The organism is Acinetobacter amyesii, from assembly GCF_023499985.1.
Classification (GTDB): Bacteria; Pseudomonadota; Gammaproteobacteria; order Pseudomonadales; family Moraxellaceae; genus Acinetobacter; species Acinetobacter amyesii.
Window position 1 is genome coordinate 160,046 of the sequence record NZ_JAMCOU010000013.1, and the last position, 16,345, is coordinate 176,390.

General features: G+C 39.4%; 18 protein-coding genes. 6 read left to right on the forward strand and 12 right to left on the reverse strand.

The features are described from left to right. Positions 1-25: 25 nt before the first annotated feature. Together M5F03_RS02195 and M5F03_RS02200 are read right to left on the reverse strand one after the other, a co-directional pair. Positions 26-301: a hypothetical protein gene (locus M5F03_RS02195; protein WP_180034801.1), complete on the reverse strand. Its 276-nt coding sequence runs from the start codon at positions 299-301 to the stop codon at positions 26-28. Positions 302-452: 151 nt separating this feature from the next. Beyond that, positions 453-1,640, reverse strand: coding sequence for a phosphoglycerate kinase (locus M5F03_RS02200; protein ID WP_249706267.1), 1,188 nt, complete (start codon positions 1,638-1,640; stop codon positions 453-455). 140 nt (positions 1,641-1,780) lie between these two features. Between M5F03_RS02200 and M5F03_RS02205 the strand changes: the two genes are divergently transcribed. From M5F03_RS02205 to M5F03_RS02220, 4 genes are all read left to right on the forward strand, one after another. Further along, positions 1,781-2,164, forward strand: coding sequence for a DUF2237 family protein (locus M5F03_RS02205; protein ID WP_078188698.1), 384 nt, complete (start codon positions 1,781-1,783; stop codon positions 2,162-2,164). Continuing rightward, the gene (locus tag M5F03_RS02210; RefSeq protein ID WP_249706269.1) at positions 2,164-2,757 is read left to right on the forward strand and encodes a Maf family protein; all 594 of its coding nucleotides are present in this window, start codon (positions 2,164-2,166) and stop codon (positions 2,755-2,757) included. Before M5F03_RS02205 ends, M5F03_RS02210 begins: the two co-directional genes overlap by 1 nt. Positions 2,758-2,863: 106 nt before the next feature. Beyond that, positions 2,864-3,409 (forward strand): hypothetical protein, encoded by a 546-nt coding sequence (locus M5F03_RS02215; protein ID WP_180010132.1) that lies wholly within the window; start codon positions 2,864-2,866, stop codon positions 3,407-3,409. A gap of 96 nt (positions 3,410-3,505) precedes the next feature. Beyond that, positions 3,506-4,672: a ribosomal protein uL16 3-hydroxylase gene (locus tag M5F03_RS02220; RefSeq protein WP_249706271.1), complete on the forward strand. Its 1,167-nt coding sequence runs from the start codon at positions 3,506-3,508 to the stop codon at positions 4,670-4,672. 50 nt (positions 4,673-4,722) lie between these two features. Here M5F03_RS02220 and M5F03_RS02225 read toward each other — a convergent pair whose 3' ends face one another. The 7 genes from M5F03_RS02225 to M5F03_RS02255 form a co-directional block, all read right to left on the reverse strand. Then, positions 4,723-4,935, reverse strand: coding sequence for a hypothetical protein (locus tag M5F03_RS02225; protein WP_249706273.1), 213 nt, complete (start codon positions 4,933-4,935; stop codon positions 4,723-4,725). Then, a complete protein-coding gene (locus M5F03_RS02230) occupies positions 4,932-5,135 on the reverse strand; it encodes a hypothetical protein (RefSeq protein WP_249706283.1) in 204 nt (67 codons plus the stop codon). The genes M5F03_RS02225 and M5F03_RS02230 overlap by 4 nt, the downstream gene beginning before the upstream one ends. Positions 5,136-5,438: 303 nt before the next feature. Beyond that, complete coding sequence (locus M5F03_RS02235) at positions 5,439-7,331, reverse strand: sensor histidine kinase (protein WP_249679908.1); 1,893 nt, start codon at positions 7,329-7,331, stop codon at positions 5,439-5,441. Beyond that, the gene (locus M5F03_RS02240) at positions 7,331-8,014 is read right to left on the reverse strand and encodes a response regulator transcription factor (protein ID WP_249706285.1); all 684 of its coding nucleotides are present in this window, start codon (positions 8,012-8,014) and stop codon (positions 7,331-7,333) included. Before M5F03_RS02240 ends, M5F03_RS02235 begins: the two co-directional genes overlap by 1 nt. Before the next feature lie 225 nt (positions 8,015-8,239). Further along, on the reverse strand, positions 8,240-9,019 hold the full coding sequence (locus tag M5F03_RS02245; protein ID WP_249706287.1) for a glutathione S-transferase N-terminal domain-containing protein: 780 nt from the start codon (positions 9,017-9,019) through the stop codon (positions 8,240-8,242). 146 nt (positions 9,020-9,165) lie between these two features. Further along, on the reverse strand, positions 9,166-9,678 hold the full coding sequence (gene rraA, locus M5F03_RS02250; protein WP_249706289.1) for a ribonuclease E activity regulator RraA: 513 nt from the start codon (positions 9,676-9,678) through the stop codon (positions 9,166-9,168). A 10-nt stretch (positions 9,679-9,688) separates the two neighbouring features. After that, entirely contained in the window at positions 9,689-10,354 is a 666-nt protein-coding gene (locus tag M5F03_RS02255; RefSeq protein ID WP_180133076.1) for an NAD(P)H-binding protein, read from the reverse strand. A 215-nt stretch (positions 10,355-10,569) separates the two neighbouring features. Here M5F03_RS02255 and rpsT point away from each other — a divergent pair, with 215 nt between their 5' ends. Further along, the gene (rpsT, locus tag M5F03_RS02260) at positions 10,570-10,836 is read left to right on the forward strand and encodes a 30S ribosomal protein S20 (RefSeq protein ID WP_078188707.1); all 267 of its coding nucleotides are present in this window, start codon (positions 10,570-10,572) and stop codon (positions 10,834-10,836) included. Between the two features lie 86 nt (positions 10,837-10,922). Here the strand turns inward: rpsT and M5F03_RS02265 are convergent, their stop codons facing one another. Then, positions 10,923-13,544, reverse strand: coding sequence for a M66 family metalloprotease (locus tag M5F03_RS02265; RefSeq protein WP_249706291.1), 2,622 nt, complete (start codon positions 13,542-13,544; stop codon positions 10,923-10,925). Between the two features lie 444 nt (positions 13,545-13,988). Here M5F03_RS02265 and M5F03_RS02270 point away from each other — a divergent pair, with 444 nt between their 5' ends. After that, positions 13,989-14,432 carry a hypothetical protein gene (locus M5F03_RS02270; protein WP_180066534.1) on the forward strand — a complete coding sequence of 148 codons (444 nt, stop codon included), beginning with the start codon at positions 13,989-13,991 and terminating at the stop codon, positions 14,430-14,432. A gap of 88 nt (positions 14,433-14,520) precedes the next feature. Here the strand turns inward: M5F03_RS02270 and M5F03_RS02275 are convergent, their stop codons facing one another. Further along, a complete protein-coding gene (locus M5F03_RS02275; RefSeq protein WP_078188709.1) occupies positions 14,521-15,264 on the reverse strand; it encodes a histidine phosphatase family protein in 744 nt (247 codons plus the stop codon). Between the two features lie 69 nt (positions 15,265-15,333). Further along, positions 15,334-16,185 carry a 3'(2'),5'-bisphosphate nucleotidase CysQ family protein gene (locus M5F03_RS02280; RefSeq protein WP_249706293.1) on the reverse strand — a complete coding sequence of 284 codons (852 nt, stop codon included), beginning with the start codon at positions 16,183-16,185 and terminating at the stop codon, positions 15,334-15,336. Positions 16,186-16,345 lie beyond the last annotated feature (160 nt).

Here is a 16,345-nt window from a genome sequence, read left to right on the forward strand (position 1 = left end):
GACTTTTTAAATAAAGACAACAATCTTAGTGAGCTGCTGTTGCTGAAGCGGCTGTTTCAGCGTCAGCTGTTGCTTCGTCTGCAGGTGCATTTGCAATTTCAGCAGGAACATCTTGGTTCTTTTCATCCAATACTGGCTTATCAAGTTCATCAATGGCTTTTTGTTGTTCTGGCGTTGTTTGAGCATTGTCTACGGCAACAGCAGATGCTTCTGATTCCGTTGGTGCAGACTCTTTTTTAGCACAAGCTGTCAAAGTTAATGGTGCGATTAAAAGTACAGCAAGTGCAAGTTTTAAGTTCATCGTTGTTTCCTACTACTGCAAATTAGGTGTTGCGATGAATTTTATTGCAGAAATATTGCACTTTGATGACGGCAAAATGAATGGGCGATAAAAAAAGGCTGACCGAAGCCAACCTTTTTTAATACTGTATTATCTTATTGATAATACTAAATTAAGCACGGTCAAGAAGCGCTGCTACAGCAGGGAGTGTTTTACCTTCTACGAATTCAAGGAAAGCACCACCACCAGTCGAGATGTAACCAATTTTGTCTGCAACTTCATATTTATCAATTGCAGCAAGCGTGTCACCACCACCCGCGATCGAGAAGCCTTCAGATTCTGCAATCGCTAAAGACAATGCTTTGGTGCCTTCGCCGAATTGATCAACTTCAAACACACCTATTGGACCATTCCATAGAATAGTTTTTGAAGTTTTCAAGATTTCTGCAAATGCTTTTGCAGTTTCAGGGCCCACATCCAAAATCATGTCATTGTCTGATACATCTTCAACTTTTTTCACGACAGCTTTAGCAGCAGCTAATGAACCGAGGAAGTCTGCAAAATCAATTTCAGCAGCATCAGCAACAACAACATCTGTTGGAAGTGGTACTGATACTTTTGCAGCAATGGCTTTTGCTGTATCGATCAAGTCATTTTCACAAAGTGATTTACCAACATTGAAGCCCGCAGCAGCTAAGAATGTATTGGCAATACCACCACCCACGATCAATTGATCACAGATGTCAGATAGTGAAGTTAATACATCTAATTTAGTAGAAACTTTTGAGCCTGCAACAATCGCAACCATTGGTTTTGCAGGAGTTTTAAGTGCACGGCCTAGTGCATCAAGCTCAGCAGCAAGTAAAGGACCTGCAGCAGCCACTTTTGCACAACGTGCTACGCCTTCAGTCGATGCTTCTGCGCGGTGAGCCGTACCAAATGCATCCATAACGTAAACATCACAAAGTGCTGCATATTTAGCAGATAATTCAGGATTGTTTTTCTTTTCACCTACGTTGAAACGGCAGTTTTCTAGTAAAACCACTTGACCTGGCGCAACGTCAACACCGTCTAAATAATCAGTGATCAGTTGAACATCTTGACCCAAAGCTTCTGTTAAATAAGCGGCTACAGGTGCTAGAGACTGTTCTGCTTTAGGCTCACCTTCAACAGGACGACCTAAGTGTGAATACACCATTACAGCAGCACCTTTTTCTAAAGCTGCTTTAATTGTTGGCAACGCCGCACGTAAACGTGCATCGCTTGTAATCACGCCATTTTTAACTGGTACGTTAAGATCTTCACGGATCAGAACACGTTTACCCGCCAAATCTAGGTCAGTCATACGCTGAAAGTTCATGCATTACTCTCTTTTATTGATATCAAAACGCGACGATTTTAAATGATTATGCAGAAAAACGTTAGCTTCTTTTGCAGAAAAGCTATGTCGAGCCAAAGTTTTGTTATGATAGCGAAAAGCCTTATAAAGATTCAGCGCTTATGTCGATTCATCCAGACCCAAATATTAATCGTTTAAATGTTTTAGGCGAACCCTTGGCAAGCTGTTGTTTTGATCCGATTACCGGATATTTTAGAAATGGCTTTTGCCATACAGCAACAACAGACCTTGGTCAGCATACGATGTGTGCACAAATGACATCTGAATTTTTAAACTTTTCCCAAAAAGTTGGCAATGACCTAATCACACCCTTACCCGAAGTTGGTTTTCCAGGACTACAACCTGGTGACTTCTGGTGTATCTGTGTGACTCGCTGGGTGGAAGCGTATCAAGAAGGATTTGCCCCACCTATTAAAATACAAGCGTGTCACCAAGCGGCGCTGTCTTATGTACCGCTTGATGTACTTATGGAATATGCAGTGTAATGAGTACTTCCAAAATCATTTTGGCTTCTAGCAGCCAAACCCGTAAAGACCTAATGGACCGTTTACGGATTGATTACCTCTCAATCGTACCAGATATAGACGAAACACCTCGTGGTGAGAACCACGCTGATGAGTTAGCAAAGCGACTGGCATTTGAAAAAGCTTCAGCAATTGCAAACCAACACCCAGACGCGATTGTGATTGGTTCTGACCAAGTCGCATGGCGCGAAGGCGCACCAGATATTTTTATCGGTAAACCGCTTTGCGATGAAAAAGCCATTAAGCAGCTTCAAGCCAATTCTGACAAAATCGTTTATTTCAGTACGGCACTCAGTGTCCAACAAAAATCGACAGGTTTTGAACAAACCCTTGTCGAGCACTATAAAGTGAAGTTTCGCAAACTTAGCTTGCCTGAAATTGAACGTTATGTTCAGGTTGAACAACCGTTACACTGCGCTGGCAGTTTTAAATGTGAAAGTTTAGGGATTAGCTTATTTGAAGAAATGATCGGGCAAGACCAAACTACACTCATGGGTATGCCGATGATTAAACTCTGCAATATTTTGCGTGAGCTTAATATCTTAGTCCCATAATTTTAAAATCTTTATCTGTTACAGCATAATAAACACATCATTAGCTCTTTATGGGCTAATGATTAAAAAGTCACTTACTTATTTATTACAACCAAGAACTGAAAACATGAAAACGTTTAATTTACTTTCATCTAGCCTCATTAGCATTAGCCTTCTATTTTGTTCGACAAACGGTCATACCAATACAGTGAATCAAACTGTGACCAACTCTCAGCAATACAATAAAAACTTAGTCAATGAATGGGTTCAATATAAATTTATCTATGCTGAATTAGAACAACAAGGCGCTGCAATGCAGGAGCAAATCATTCAACAGCTAGGCACTAAGACCAAAACCGGTGGTAGTAACACGCCAGAACAACAAATCAATAAACTGGTTGCTCTAGGCAAACAAAAATTTGAAAGCATTCAACCACAAACAGTTGAAGTAAAAAAACTTCTAAAACTACAAACCGAAAATGTTGAAATGATGGCAAAAGTCATGCCGAATCATTTCAAATTAATGTCTGATAAAGAAAATACTAAAATTGACACCAATGCACATTTTGAGCAATTCATGAAATTTTCAGCGACCACGGCTGCTGCCAATAGCTATGATTTGGAAGTTGAAAAATTAGTCATGCAATATCTCAAAGACAATCCTTTAAAATAGTCTCAAGCTAATCGAAATAATTTAATGAAATAGAGCCTTGCTAAAAACAGGAATCTCAAGGGACAATATATCCATTGAAATTGTATGTATTTAGCTATGGCTCATTCTCTTGACATCCTCGGCGGTATCAGCGCTGAACAATTCCTTGCCGAATATTGGCAGAAAAAACCATTATTGGTTCGTAATGCACTCCCTGAAATTGCCCATATACTAGAACCCAAAGACATTCTTGAATTGGCTTTAGAAGATAACGTCACTGCACGTCTCATCAAACAAAAAGATCGTGATCCTAACCAATGGACAGTAAAATCTTCTCCACTACTTAAAGCCGATTTTCAAAAAATGCCGAAACTGTGGACTTTATTGGTTCAAGCTGTCGATCATTATTCTTTTGACCTAGCCGAGCTATGGAAGCAGTTTTCATTTATTCCGCAATGGCGTCGTGATGACATCATGGTGTCGTATGCACAAAAAGGTGGCTCTGTCGGACAACATTTTGATTTTTACGATGTATTCCTCGTACAAGGCTATGGTCACCGCCGTTGGCAATTGGGTCAGATGTGTGATGCAGATACTCCATTTGTCGAAGGTCAACCGCTTCGCTTACTGCCAGAAATGGACGTTCATTTTGATGAAGTACTTGCTCCCGGCGACTTACTTTATGTGCCACCAGGCCTATCACACTATGGCGTAGCTGAAGATGAATGTCTGACCTATTCATTTGGCTTCCGCATGCCAAATGTCACTGAAATGATGGATCGAGTGACAGACAAATTCACAGACAATCCTCTACTTAAAAATCCATTAACTGACATTTTACGTGACCAAATCAGTGCGATTGGCCAAGTGACTGAAAATGAACTTGAGTATTTAAAAGAAAAGTTATTTGAACAATTGCAAAATTCAACCGTACTTGAAGATGCAATCATGAGCTTAATGTCAGAACCTAAATATCCTGACAATATTCCTGAAGCCGAAGAAATCGGCACTGGTGATCTTGAAGAGGCCTTAGATCAAGGCTATCAACTCATGTTAGAACCGGCTTCACGCTTACTATATACAGAGCAAGACGGTGATATTTTGTTTTGGGCAAATGGCGAAGGAATCTGTATCTCAGACGAATTTGCAGTGCATTTAAAAACCATTGCCGATGGCCAAAGTCTAGCGCTAGACGAATCTTTATATGATGCTGATATCTTAGAAGATATTGCCATGCTATTAAATGAATCTGTACTGATGCTCGTCCCAACGGAAGCTGAATAAACTCAATAAAAAGGGAGCGTCATGCTCCCTTTTTATACTGCTGAATAGCATTATTTTCGCTTTCTACGATTTAAAAAATCTTCGACTTGATCGGCTTTTTTCTCCACGATCACACGATAAACCCATACAATCAATAACACCAATCCAATAAACCACAGATAGCGCATTACACCGTATTGACTAACTTTGCCTTGCCAAATTTGTAATTCAATACTTTGAAACTCCACATTCCTCGACTCTAACAAACTTAGTTGACTGGTCATACTATTTGGATCATTGGCAGCATTGACCGAGAAAGGCGCACCGTCCATAACAAAAGTAAATCTTGTCCTGCATCCAATGTTTCTAATCGTTCAACCTGATCAACACCTGCATCCATTTGCATGAGATTGCTTGAGCTTTGCTGAATAGCGGCATTATAGTTATCAATTTTAAATTTAACGGATACCTCACCACTGGTCATTGCCCTACCTTTGACCAACAAGACTGCACGATATGGGTTTGGCTCGATGTCGCCGTGTAATCCACTGCAAAATTTTTAGTGTTTAATGCATTTGTATCGCTTTGACTTTCTGTGAGTAATTGCTGAATTTCTTCGGAGCTTAACACTGCTTGTTGGAACAAAATTGCCCATACTCACCTGGTTTAGGCGCTTGATCCTGCGAATCACAAGCTGCGATAAAAGTGACACAGCAGAAGAATGCAATGCGCTTTAGATGACTTAATATCGAATTGATCATCATTTTTATTATTTCAACATATTATTTTATGCAGCTGATTTTAAATTAATTTCTGTTTGAATAATGGTACAGCCTTGCTGAGAATGAATTTTGAAATTTCCGCCTATACGCTCCACACGCATTTTCATACTTCTCATACCGATACTCATGCCATGATTTGAAACACTCTCAACATCAAAACCGACGCCATCATCTTCAATAGTTAATAACAATGCGCCATTTTCGAACTGTGACAGCGTGACATTGACATGATTTGCTTGGCTATGTTTCACAATATTGGTCAGGCTTTCTTCAATCACTCGTATTAAAGTCAGACACTGAATTGCCGTTGGTTTGATCGCCCACTGCGAAGGAATACACCATTTGGCATTCATTTCCACTTCATCCATCAACTGACTAAAGCGATGTCGAACAGGTGCGATCCAGAGCAAAGGTGAATCTGGCACTTTACTGTCTAAAGATGATCCACTATCAATAATTTGCCTTAAATCATCGCGCAATAATTTCAACATCGACAAGAACTGTCTGTTTGGAATATTACTTTCGCACTGATCAACCAAGATCATCGAGCGCACAATGGATGCGCCCAGACCATCATGCAGATCATGCGATAATTTAATCCGTTCCTGCAGGCGTACATTACTCAGTTCAAGCTGATGTTTATCATTCAAGCTACTACATAGTTCATCACTGACTTTCTGAACTTCAAATGCCAAATCATCATTATATTTTTCAATTTTCTGTATATTTCGATTGAGTCTCGCCCCCAAGATCACCACTATAAATAAGGTTATAATCGGTGAAGTAAAGGGTGATAAAGGTGTAAAATTTTCTTTTGGAAAGAGTACCAAGACCATGATGTCAGCTATGACTATCACAATTATCGCAGTCAAACAGATTGCTAATAAAATATAGTCCTTTCTTCGTTCTTTGAAACAAATTTTACACAGATAGAGGTAAGTGATAAAAAAGAATGCACAATACAAAAAGAAAATAAGGCTCGAAATATCTGCATTTTGTTCGAATGGCCAAATACACACCACACCAATCAGTGCAGCAGTCAACATTGTGAATGACAGTTCTATTCGGGGAAACTTACGCCCAAGAAAGCGTAAGATATAAATGCTAAAGCACTGAAAGTACAGCATTACAAATATCAGATTAGCTTTGGCAGAAAAAACCGAATCTGGGTATGGAAAGGTTTCAGTAGTCAGGGCATTACTGAGAAATAAAATCCACAGCACTGTTGAAAGCGCAAACCAGCCAAAACTGGTATCACGAGGACGCATCAACCAAATGATAAAGCAAATTAGACCCAAGACCCCAGAAAGAAAAATATTTAACTGTAATATGGTCCGACGTGTAAATGTTGTTTTTTCGGCTTGCTCTACCGTTGCCATTACATTGTTAAATACTACTGGGCCCAAGCCAGCATTTAAACTCGAGTAACCATACACATAGATCAAAGTTTCATTATGATCATGTTTGATTCCACTTATCGGTAAAATCCAATAGCGCGCAACATTCCAACTTTTAGAAATCGGTTCTTGAAGATTTTTATTGGTCCACAGCAAGTCGCCATTCAGAAAGACTGAACCCGTATTAATGATATAATCAATATATAGTACGATGGGTTCTGCCAAACGGGCATTATTTTTACAGTACCAAGACCAGTCTAGTTTATACCAAGCACCACCTTGATAACCTTCCCAGTCTTTATCTTCTTTCCAACGATCAGGTAATTGTGTGGTTTTCCATCCCGTTCTGGGTAATTCTTGATTGGATGGTGTTTTCACCCGTGAAATGCTATTCACAGTTACATTACATTGATCATTTACAGGGAATACTTGCTCTGCATGACTCAAGCTCCCCCATACTAAACAGAGGATAAATAATACAAAATATCCTCCTTTACGCATTATAAAATACCCATAGATCTTGCTGTACTCACGGCTTTTGTTCGTTTCGTTACGGCTAATTTTCGGTAAATATGTTTAATATGGCTTTCTACGGTATAGCGTGATACAAAAAGCTGTTCAGCAATCTCACGATTACTCAAACCTTGAGCAACCAAACATAAAATTTCTTTTTCACGACTGGTCAGCAGGTTTAAGTCTGCTTCATCGGCGACTGTTTGTTCTGGACTTGGTGCTTCAGCTTCAGATATTTGTTTGAGGATTTCTCGTGCAATAAATGGGTCAATCGGCGCCCCACCACGTAAAATACTCCGAATAGATAAAAGTACTTCAGCATCATCACGTTCTTTTAATACATAGCCTGTTGCGCCTGCTTTAATCGCAGCAAATAAGCTTTCTTGTGTACTCCATGCAGAGACAACCAAGATCATAGTATTACTTTCGAGGGAACGTATTTTTTCAATAATTTCGATACCACTACCATCAGGCAAACCTAAGTCAACTAAGGCTAAGGATATCGGTTGTGTCTCTACGGCTTGAATAGATTCTTTAACATTTTTGGTGAAGATAAGCTCTTCACGCTTATAACCCAGCTCCGTCAAAATTTGACGTAAACGTAATTGAATAATTTCCTCATCTTCAACGACAAGCACCGGTACGGGTAGTATGACTTCTTGTGTTGACATGATTTACTTCCCCCAAAAACATGAAATGTCTTTTACATTAATCAGTTTAATCCTTTTAGGATATCCCTGTAATTAAGTAAATTTCTTATTTTTAATAATTTATTCTAATTCAATTGATGCAGTTATGATGCATTTTTCTTCTAATTTTAGACCCATTTATCATTACAATATGTGTATAGCCATCTGTCTGACTATACACTGCACTTAGCTTAAACTTGAGTAAGATTAGCTCAAATATTGCTTTTTCAGATATTTTACAATTTTTTCAGATTCAAAAAGTTCTACACCAGTATTAGGATCTTTCAAGTATGGTACTTGAATATTGTTCCCCATGATTTTTAACACTTGTTCACGCTTACCACCTTTTAGAGGTACATATTTACCAGGTTTTAAGCGCATTATCGCTAATCCTTGATCTTGCCAACGCTCCTTAGCCACATTATGAAAAGTATATGCCAGCTCCATTTCAGACAATGCGCTACGTACGATGCGTGTATATGGACTCGCTTCAAAACCCCATAGTTCTAAGAGTTGACTTGGTGCATCACGATGGATAACTTTACGGTGCACCCACACGCCTTGAGCCCCATTAATTAAGGTTCCAACATAGGCAATATACGGAATTTTAGGATAATTGGCATACTTCTTAGGAGTCTGGCCTGTTTTGCCATAATATTTAAATAAATGATGAATAATTTGCTGAGATTCGTACAAACGATCCCCAGTATTGTCATCCACCAAGAAAGGGAATTGCTGTTTTCCACCCAATTTTTGCACGTCTAAACGGTACTTTTTAGCCCCTTTGGGACATGGGTAGACCTCATAATCCAAATTGAGTGTGGTTAGTACTTCTCGTACACGACGACAATACGGAGAACCTTCAAATTCGTACAGTTTAAGGGCTTTTTCAGGTTGTTTGGGATAAGGCGTCCCATTTGTACCTCGTCCGCCCTCTGCTACGCCTGAGAGCAACGCTTGCGCCACTTTTAATTGATGCAACAACATACTTTTTTCCTTTCTTTTTTTATTTGGTATTTTTATACAACAGCCGAGAGTCCTCAGCTGATGTTTGTATTTTCTTTTTCACATTTATATCGTCGTGTATGAGCAAGAATTACGCTTTCATTCCACGACTAAAAATTCAAGTACGCTTATAAAGCAACCAATTGCTCTTTTGAAACAACGATGCCGTTATTATCAGCATAGATAAAATCACCAGACTGAATGTTTACACCACCAAAACTTAATGGAATATCTGTTTCACCCACGCCTTTGCGGTTACTTTTTTGTGGAATTGCGGCCAAAGCATGCACACCTAAATCAAGTTCGGCTATTGCATCGACATCACGCACGCAGCCGTAAATAATGACACCATTCCAATGATTCCTGACTGCAGATTCAGCAATCATATCGCCCATCAAGGCACAGCGCATCGAAGCGCCACCATCCACAACCAATACTTTACCCGTACCATCGGTTGCCAATAATTCTTTAACACGAGAGTTATCTTCAAAACATTTAACCGTCACCACCTGACCGCCAAAACTTTTTCGTGCACCATAACTTTGAAAGAATTTACCATCCAAAGACGGGATCACCACTTGTAATTCTTTGTCTGGATGATCATCAAGTAAATCACAAGTGACGAATGGAACTGTAGACACGGTATTTCCCTCATTTAATTGTTAGTATGCGTAAATTATCATAAATCTCGAACTTTTCAGTCTGAGTTTGTGCCGCCTCGACCATAGTATGAGCCACTTGCTGTGCTGTCACTGGCTTAAATTTGAAACGGTCAGGCACAAAATGCGAAAAGCGCATATAGAGCTTCTGTGTCGCATCTTCTAAACGCCGAGATTCATGACGCTCGCCAAGTAACAGCGAAGGCTTTAATATCGAAAGTTGATTTAACTTTAAAGTTTTTAAATAATATTCCAATTCCCCTTTGACTCGATTATAAAAAAATGCAGAATTGGCGTCAGCGCCCATAGCACTGACAATAATCAATTGTGTATCTGTATATTCTAATAATTCAGCAAAATGCGCATTGATGCTAAAATCAATTTGATAAAAATTATCTTTAGACCCTGCTTTTTTAATGGTCGAGCCTAAACAACTAAAGGCATGACTATAATCTCTCACATCATCCTGAGTCAGAGAAAGAAAGTCACTGATCACCATTTGTTGAACTTTTGCCAGTCCATTCAGTTCATGGTCACGCTGACGTACCACAGCAGTAATATTCTTACATCTTGCATTTTGACTGAGCTGACGAACCAATTCCCGCCCGACCAATCCTGTTGCTCCGATGACAATCGCATTCTCTATACTTTTAGTCATTTTTCATACAATCTCAATCACTTTAGACTAATCTAACGTTTTCTTTAAAATTTTTCTGCATCTAAAATGTTGTCAAAGCATGTCAAGACTTGACTTAAGCGCTTAGTTTAATCACAATATGGCACTTGTTTACGGGCTGGTGATAGTTCTTCTGATGTTGGTTTTCAGATGTAATTTCAGCCCGCCCAGACCAATCTATTTCAAGGAGTGCACGAGTGGCAAACTCTGCTCAAGCAAAAAAACGTGCTCGTCAAAATGTTAAAGCACGTCAACACAACGCAAGCTTACGTTCTATGGTTCGTACTTATCTTAAACGCACAGTAGCTGCTATTGCTGCTGGTGATTATGCTGTCGCTACAGAAGCTTACAAAAAAGCTGTTCCTGTAATTGACCGTATGGCTGATAAAGGCATCATCCATAAAAACAAAGCTGCTCGTCATAAGAGCCGTTTAAATGCACAAGTTAAAGCTTTAGCTAACTAATTTGTTGCGATAAAAAAAGCCCTTTTTAGGGCTTTTTTTGTACCTATAGGTTTTTAAAAGCAAAAAAATAAGGTCCTCGATGGACCTTATTTTCTATTTACAGAATATTTATCAATCAGTTTCATATTCGTCGCTGATAAATATGTCCATAATAAGTTTTGGCTTGCTGTCAAATTTGTCCAACGCTGATTGGCACCATTGGTACAGCTATATCGAATTAAATCCGCACGGTTACTTTGCAAACGTCCCGTATTTAAATCCATACATTGACCACTTTGACGAATCGTTGTAGTCGCAGGGTCCATGGTCCAAATTTGGTTGGTTTGGTTTAACACACAGCGTTCTAGCGTCACTTTAGCTGAACCACCGTTGCCTGTTATGCATTGATCTGGATTTGATTTGCTGTGTATACGGCCAATGGCATCATATACCCACTGTTCAGTATCATCCGCCGTACAACCGCTTGGGCCACTGATGTATAAATTTAATGTTCCATCAGTTAAGGTTTCAGATTTCAAACAGTTGTTACCATTTTTGATCAATGTCGCCTGCTCGAACAAACCTTCTTGAGTGACTGAAAGCTTTTTCATAAATGCGTCGAGTGCGCTTTGCGCCTCAGGTACTTGATTGGTTAGGTCTTGTGCATACACATTCATCCATCGATTTAGTCGGTATGCGGTGTTTTGTTGCGATTCATAACGGGTTAATTGCTGACGCGCCACACTATTCATCAATGACTTGTCATTTTTATATGACTCATACAGCATTTTTTCGGTTGGATTAAGTGCAACAACAGCATTTGCAGCTTGAGCTTCCAAAGCACTTTCTAATTGAGGTAGTTCGATAGCACGCAAAGCACTATAACCATGCTGACGTCCAATTTTGACGGCTGGCTTGATCGCTGTGCTGTAGACTGGAATATCAATATTTGCTAATAACTTGGCTTCTTCACCTGCTTTTTTACAATACAAATCAACTTTCTGTGGTTGATCTGCCAAAGCTAAATTGACATGCAATTTATTGGCATTACTGCCTAGTCGTACAGGTGCTAAAGCAATATTGTTGACTTTATTCGTGTATTGCACATTCAACCAACATGCAGCTTGGTCTAAGGCCGTATTGGCCGCCGCTAAATCATAAACATTACCCCAGTTTGAACGTGCCGCAGGATATAACAAACCGACTTGATTGACAGGATCATAGCCCCCTAAAATGGTAATGACAGGCTGCCCAAATACACGTGGTCGTGGATAATTTTGATCTGCGTTATACCAAACCGGAGCCGTAGAATTTGGCATCTTCGGTTGAGCGACTTCCATTTCACGAGTGGTTTTATTCCACTTTTTGTAGCCGGTAGGTGATGTTTCATCCCAGACATAACGGTCAAAGTGCGGTTGAATTTTCAGGAATGTGCTGTAACCCGTATAGTGTGTGTAGCGTGATACATTACTATCAGGATACCCGCCGGACATGGCATCTTTTCCGTACGGAAACAGATTTTTAAAATTTGGGATACCATTCGCTCCATCCCACTTCCATGTCGCCGTCCATGATAGATTTCCGCGCATCATATTGCGATTGGCAATATAACCCCATCCACTGTCCGCATGATGTGCAGCCCAAAATAGATTGTCACCTACCTGACCAGGGTAATGTCCTAAACCATAGTGATGGCCAATTTCATGGCTAAATTCATTCCCTACAGAATCATAAAGCGTGAGCATGCCATTACCACCACTCAGTCCATGAGTATGCACACCATTGGCATAGTTCCCCTTCGTATGATGGACAACTACTGTTTGGGTTAATTGTGGCTGACTTTGGTTGGCCATAGATGCACTGGTAATACCCCAGTTAGCAAGGTTTATACCAACACTAAAGGTTGATTTACCGACATCCTCACGCATGTCTCCTGCATAAACACCACCATCTCCGGCACTTTTACTGTCATAAATAACACCTGAAGATACCATTGCACGTGTTAACTGCATATCATCATATTGTGCAACCGTCATTTCTGCTGCAGGAATGGTTTGGAAATAATCTGTGCCCGCTTTTTCAGGCTCTAGTAGCATATAGTGGCCGGTAGAATTTGGCTTATCTGCCAACATACCAACACGGATATTATTTAAAACCAATTCACCTGGTGCAGCAAAATCGATTTTATCCTCAGCCAATTCACCGCTGACTTTATTTGCGTCAATAAATTTTAATCTTAGACCGGGTTTAACTTCATCCCAATTGAGCTTCGTGGTCCACGCGCGCTTACTGTACCAAACATCTGGACGACCTCTTTGCCCACTCTGGTCTGAAACAGGCATTTGCGTCGGATCATCCAATGTCGCGGTACGAATTAAGCGGTTGTTTTGATAGATTTCTACTTTGAGTTGCTTGATGTTTTGCATATCAAGTGTTGGCGTCACGATAAGCAGCGCTTCTTTTTCACTGGTTAACCGTGGCATTTTCTTGGATTCGTTCGCATTCGGATCGACGACATGACTTTGACCAAATTGAACTTGCGCTGAAAAGTTGCCGACTAAATCATTTCGTATTTCACGAACAGCATCATTTGCATCATTTGCATCGTAGTCATAAAAGCCAATACTGGTATCATCGACTATGTCTTGAGTCGGTTCTGGATAATTTGCAGTTGATGCAGAACCACTTGAACTATCACCACCGCCTCCACCACCACAAGCAACTAACATTAATGACACAATATAAATTGATAATTTGTTATATGAAAAATCTATCACACTTTTCACTACTATTCCCCAATTAGCCACAAAAGAATCCAATAAAGAGACTTACATAAAATATATAAATCAATAATTTACAACAAAGTTAATGCTATTTTCTTTTTTTTAATCATTCAATTGCCGTGTTTTGTCACTTATTAACAATTCAAATAAAATCTAAATATTTTCTATTGGTAGAATCATTATTAATGTGACAGGTACTTCACTTTTCAACTAAAATTAAGATGTAGACCTGTTAATACAATCGTATACTCCCGACAGAAATTGTCTGGATATTTTTAGAAAGTTTGTAAATAAAAAATTTAAGAAATGGTTTAATCCCATATATTTTTTATGGTATTTTAATTTTCATCCTAGGCAGCCATTGCTGTACAAATGAAAAGAGGGATAAAAATGTCGATTAACCAATTTTTGCCATCATTAGAAAAATTTGCAGAAGCAGAAAATCAATATATTGAATATTTTACATCGAAAGGTGAAAAAGACATTTTAGGTAAAGTCATTTCAAATATGAAATCGACCGCTGAGATTCAAGCCTCTCAAGGCGTAGATTCATGGTTAGCATATGGCGTGTACTTACCAGCTGTAGAACGTATTTTTGCACTGCATCAAGGGGAAACAGAAGCTGAATTTTTTGAACGCACACAATATCCAGTTGAAATCGTACAAGCGTATAGCATTAAGGATCATGACATTGCGACATTGATTGCTGCAGACAAATACAGTCGAATCCACCAACAGCACCTCCCAGTTAATACTAGCCGCTGGCCTTATAGTGACGATGGTTCAAGTATTGATTTAAATCAGTACCCTGCACGAATTAAAGCCAATATTTAATCTTTTATTTAATGAAATACTGAAACAGATAAAAAAGGCATCCGCACATGGATGCCTTTTATAAATTTTTTATTATTAGCAAAATTTCTTAAAGTTGCTGTTCAGCTTGCTGAAATTCACGAATATTTAATTCATTTAGTTCACCACGCCAAATCCATTTCAGTTTTGACTCAAGGAATACATCTCCTTCAAACCAAACAAATAAACCTTCCATCATTTTAGGCCAATCTTCGCGTGTCACGATATTTTTACCTGAAATAATGGCAAGAATTGCAGCCAAAATCGTATCATGACTCACCGCTAGACTCAGACCATAATCATTGGTTGGATGAGTGTTGTAAATCAACTCCAAAACATCTACCACCCCATGAATGGGCTGTTTCATACCCGGCAAAGCATTATTCACAAAACTATTGATAAAGCCTAAAGCACCTTGCTTTTGAAAGTATGGTCCTGCTTTTTTAATATCGAGCACAAAACTTCCCGGCTCGACCAATAATCCTTGTTCAATGATCTCGATATGGTGGGTATTTGGCTCAATCGTGACGTTATCTGCACCTTGAATCATCAATGCTGCCGTATCCACACAGCGCTGAATTGGACTCGAAATACAGTGCTGAATAACACGGTCGGTATTTTCAACCAAATAGCTGCCCCACGCTTCGGCTAAATCACGTCCTTGATGCGTCAGTTGCAAGTCATAACCGGCCAAGCCTTGTCCTTGTACAACTTCACGAATGGAATGACGCGTAAACAATGTTACAGGCGTCTTTTCATCCGGCAATAAATCTATTGCTTTCAGCATACTAGGAGGGAGCAAATCTAGGGCCATAATTGACAGTTCTTATATGCAGGAGATTTAACGGAGTGTGCAGACACTATAGCATGAACCCAATTTAGCTCAAGTTTTGTCAGGCATGTTTGCCAAAGCATTTAAGGCCAATTCTTTCATTTCGGCATTTTTAAATGCAATAAATCCACCATTTAATAAAGTCGTGCGTTGGTTATATAGAAATGCGCGACCTTTAAAATCAATCAATCCACCACCAATACGCTCGATTAAACATTGTCCAGCACTAGTATCCCATTCACAGGTAGGATGAAAACGCGGGTAAATATCCACTCGATCTTCTAACATCATACAAAACTTATATGCACTACCAGCATGGTATGCCTGATAAGGACTAAGTTTTTCTAAAGCGTCTAGATAGTCCGTATAAATCGGCTTATTTTTGGCACTTTGACTCAAACCAATGTGTACGACATTCTCTACAGAGGCTTCAACATACTCATACCATGCAGTTGACTGGCTATCATATTTCAGCGGTAGTCCCTCTAAGGGGCAAATATATACGCTATATTCCCCCGGGATCGCCAATATGGCAAAGGTGGTATTGGCGCCATCAACCATACTCAGATTAATGGTAAATTCAGGTCTTTTATGTAAAAACTCTTTGGTACCATCCAAAGGATCAAGCAGCCAAAATTTTTGCCATTGCATACGTTCAGACTTGTCACCTTCCTCTGACAATACAGGCAAGCTAGAAACTTTAGATAATGCTTGGGTAATATAGCTATTTGCACGATAGTCAGCTTGCGTTACAGGTGAATCATCACTTTTACGTTCCACATCAAAATCCGCACCTGAGCAATAACGCTGATATTCTTCTCGCAAAATTTCGCAAGCTTGTGTCACAATGGGAACCAACTGCAAAATCAGTGGGTCTTGCGGTGCTGTTGTTGTTTTAAACATAGAATACCTTTATATGCCAAATTACTCAGAAAAGCCGACGATCATTTTCGATATGGATGGATAGCTTAATAAACCATTAATATAAAATATTTATTTATAAAAAATACTCTAAAATAAGTTTTTATGTACACAATCTTGTACACATTTAATTATCTGCTCT

Excerpts from the sequence above, each read along its gene's own strand:
- M5F03_RS02195 (WP_180034801.1), bottom strand. The coding sequence starts at position 301 with ATGAACTTAAAACTTGCACTTGCTGTACTTTTAATCGCACCATTAACT.
- M5F03_RS02200 (WP_249706267.1), bottom strand. The coding sequence starts at position 1,640 with ATGAACTTTCAGCGTATGACTGACCTAGATTTGGCGGGTAAACGTGTT.
- M5F03_RS02205 (WP_078188698.1), top strand. The coding sequence starts at position 1,781 with ATGTCGATTCATCCAGACCCAAATATTAATCGTTTAAATGTTTTAGGC.
- M5F03_RS02210 (WP_249706269.1), top strand. The coding sequence starts at position 2,164 with ATGAGTACTTCCAAAATCATTTTGGCTTCTAGCAGCCAAACCCGTAAA.
- M5F03_RS02215 (WP_180010132.1), top strand. The coding sequence starts at position 2,864 with ATGAAAACGTTTAATTTACTTTCATCTAGCCTCATTAGCATTAGCCTT.
- M5F03_RS02220 (WP_249706271.1), top strand. The coding sequence starts at position 3,506 with ATGGCTCATTCTCTTGACATCCTCGGCGGTATCAGCGCTGAACAATTC.
- M5F03_RS02225 (WP_249706273.1), bottom strand. The coding sequence starts at position 4,935 with ATGACCAGTCAACTAAGTTTGTTAGAGTCGAGGAATGTGGAGTTTCAA.
- M5F03_RS02230 (WP_249706283.1), bottom strand. The coding sequence starts at position 5,135 with ATGACCAGTGGTGAGGTATCCGTTAAATTTAAAATTGATAACTATAAT.
- M5F03_RS02235 (WP_249679908.1), bottom strand. The coding sequence starts at position 7,331 with ATGCGTAAAGGAGGATATTTTGTATTATTTATCCTCTGTTTAGTATGG.
- M5F03_RS02240 (WP_249706285.1), bottom strand. The coding sequence starts at position 8,014 with ATGTCAACACAAGAAGTCATACTACCCGTACCGGTGCTTGTCGTTGAA.
- M5F03_RS02245 (WP_249706287.1), bottom strand. The coding sequence starts at position 9,019 with ATGTTGTTGCATCAATTAAAAGTGGCGCAAGCGTTGCTCTCAGGCGTA.
- M5F03_RS02255 (WP_180133076.1), bottom strand. The coding sequence starts at position 10,354 with ATGACTAAAAGTATAGAGAATGCGATTGTCATCGGAGCAACAGGATTG.
- M5F03_RS02265 (WP_249706291.1), bottom strand. The coding sequence starts at position 13,544 with ATGTTAGTTGCTTGTGGTGGTGGAGGCGGTGGTGATAGTTCAAGTGGT.
- M5F03_RS02270 (WP_180066534.1), top strand. The coding sequence starts at position 13,989 with ATGTCGATTAACCAATTTTTGCCATCATTAGAAAAATTTGCAGAAGCA.
- M5F03_RS02275 (WP_078188709.1), bottom strand. The coding sequence starts at position 15,264 with ATGGCCCTAGATTTGCTCCCTCCTAGTATGCTGAAAGCAATAGATTTA.
- M5F03_RS02280 (WP_249706293.1), bottom strand. The coding sequence starts at position 16,185 with ATGTTTAAAACAACAACAGCACCGCAAGACCCACTGATTTTGCAGTTG.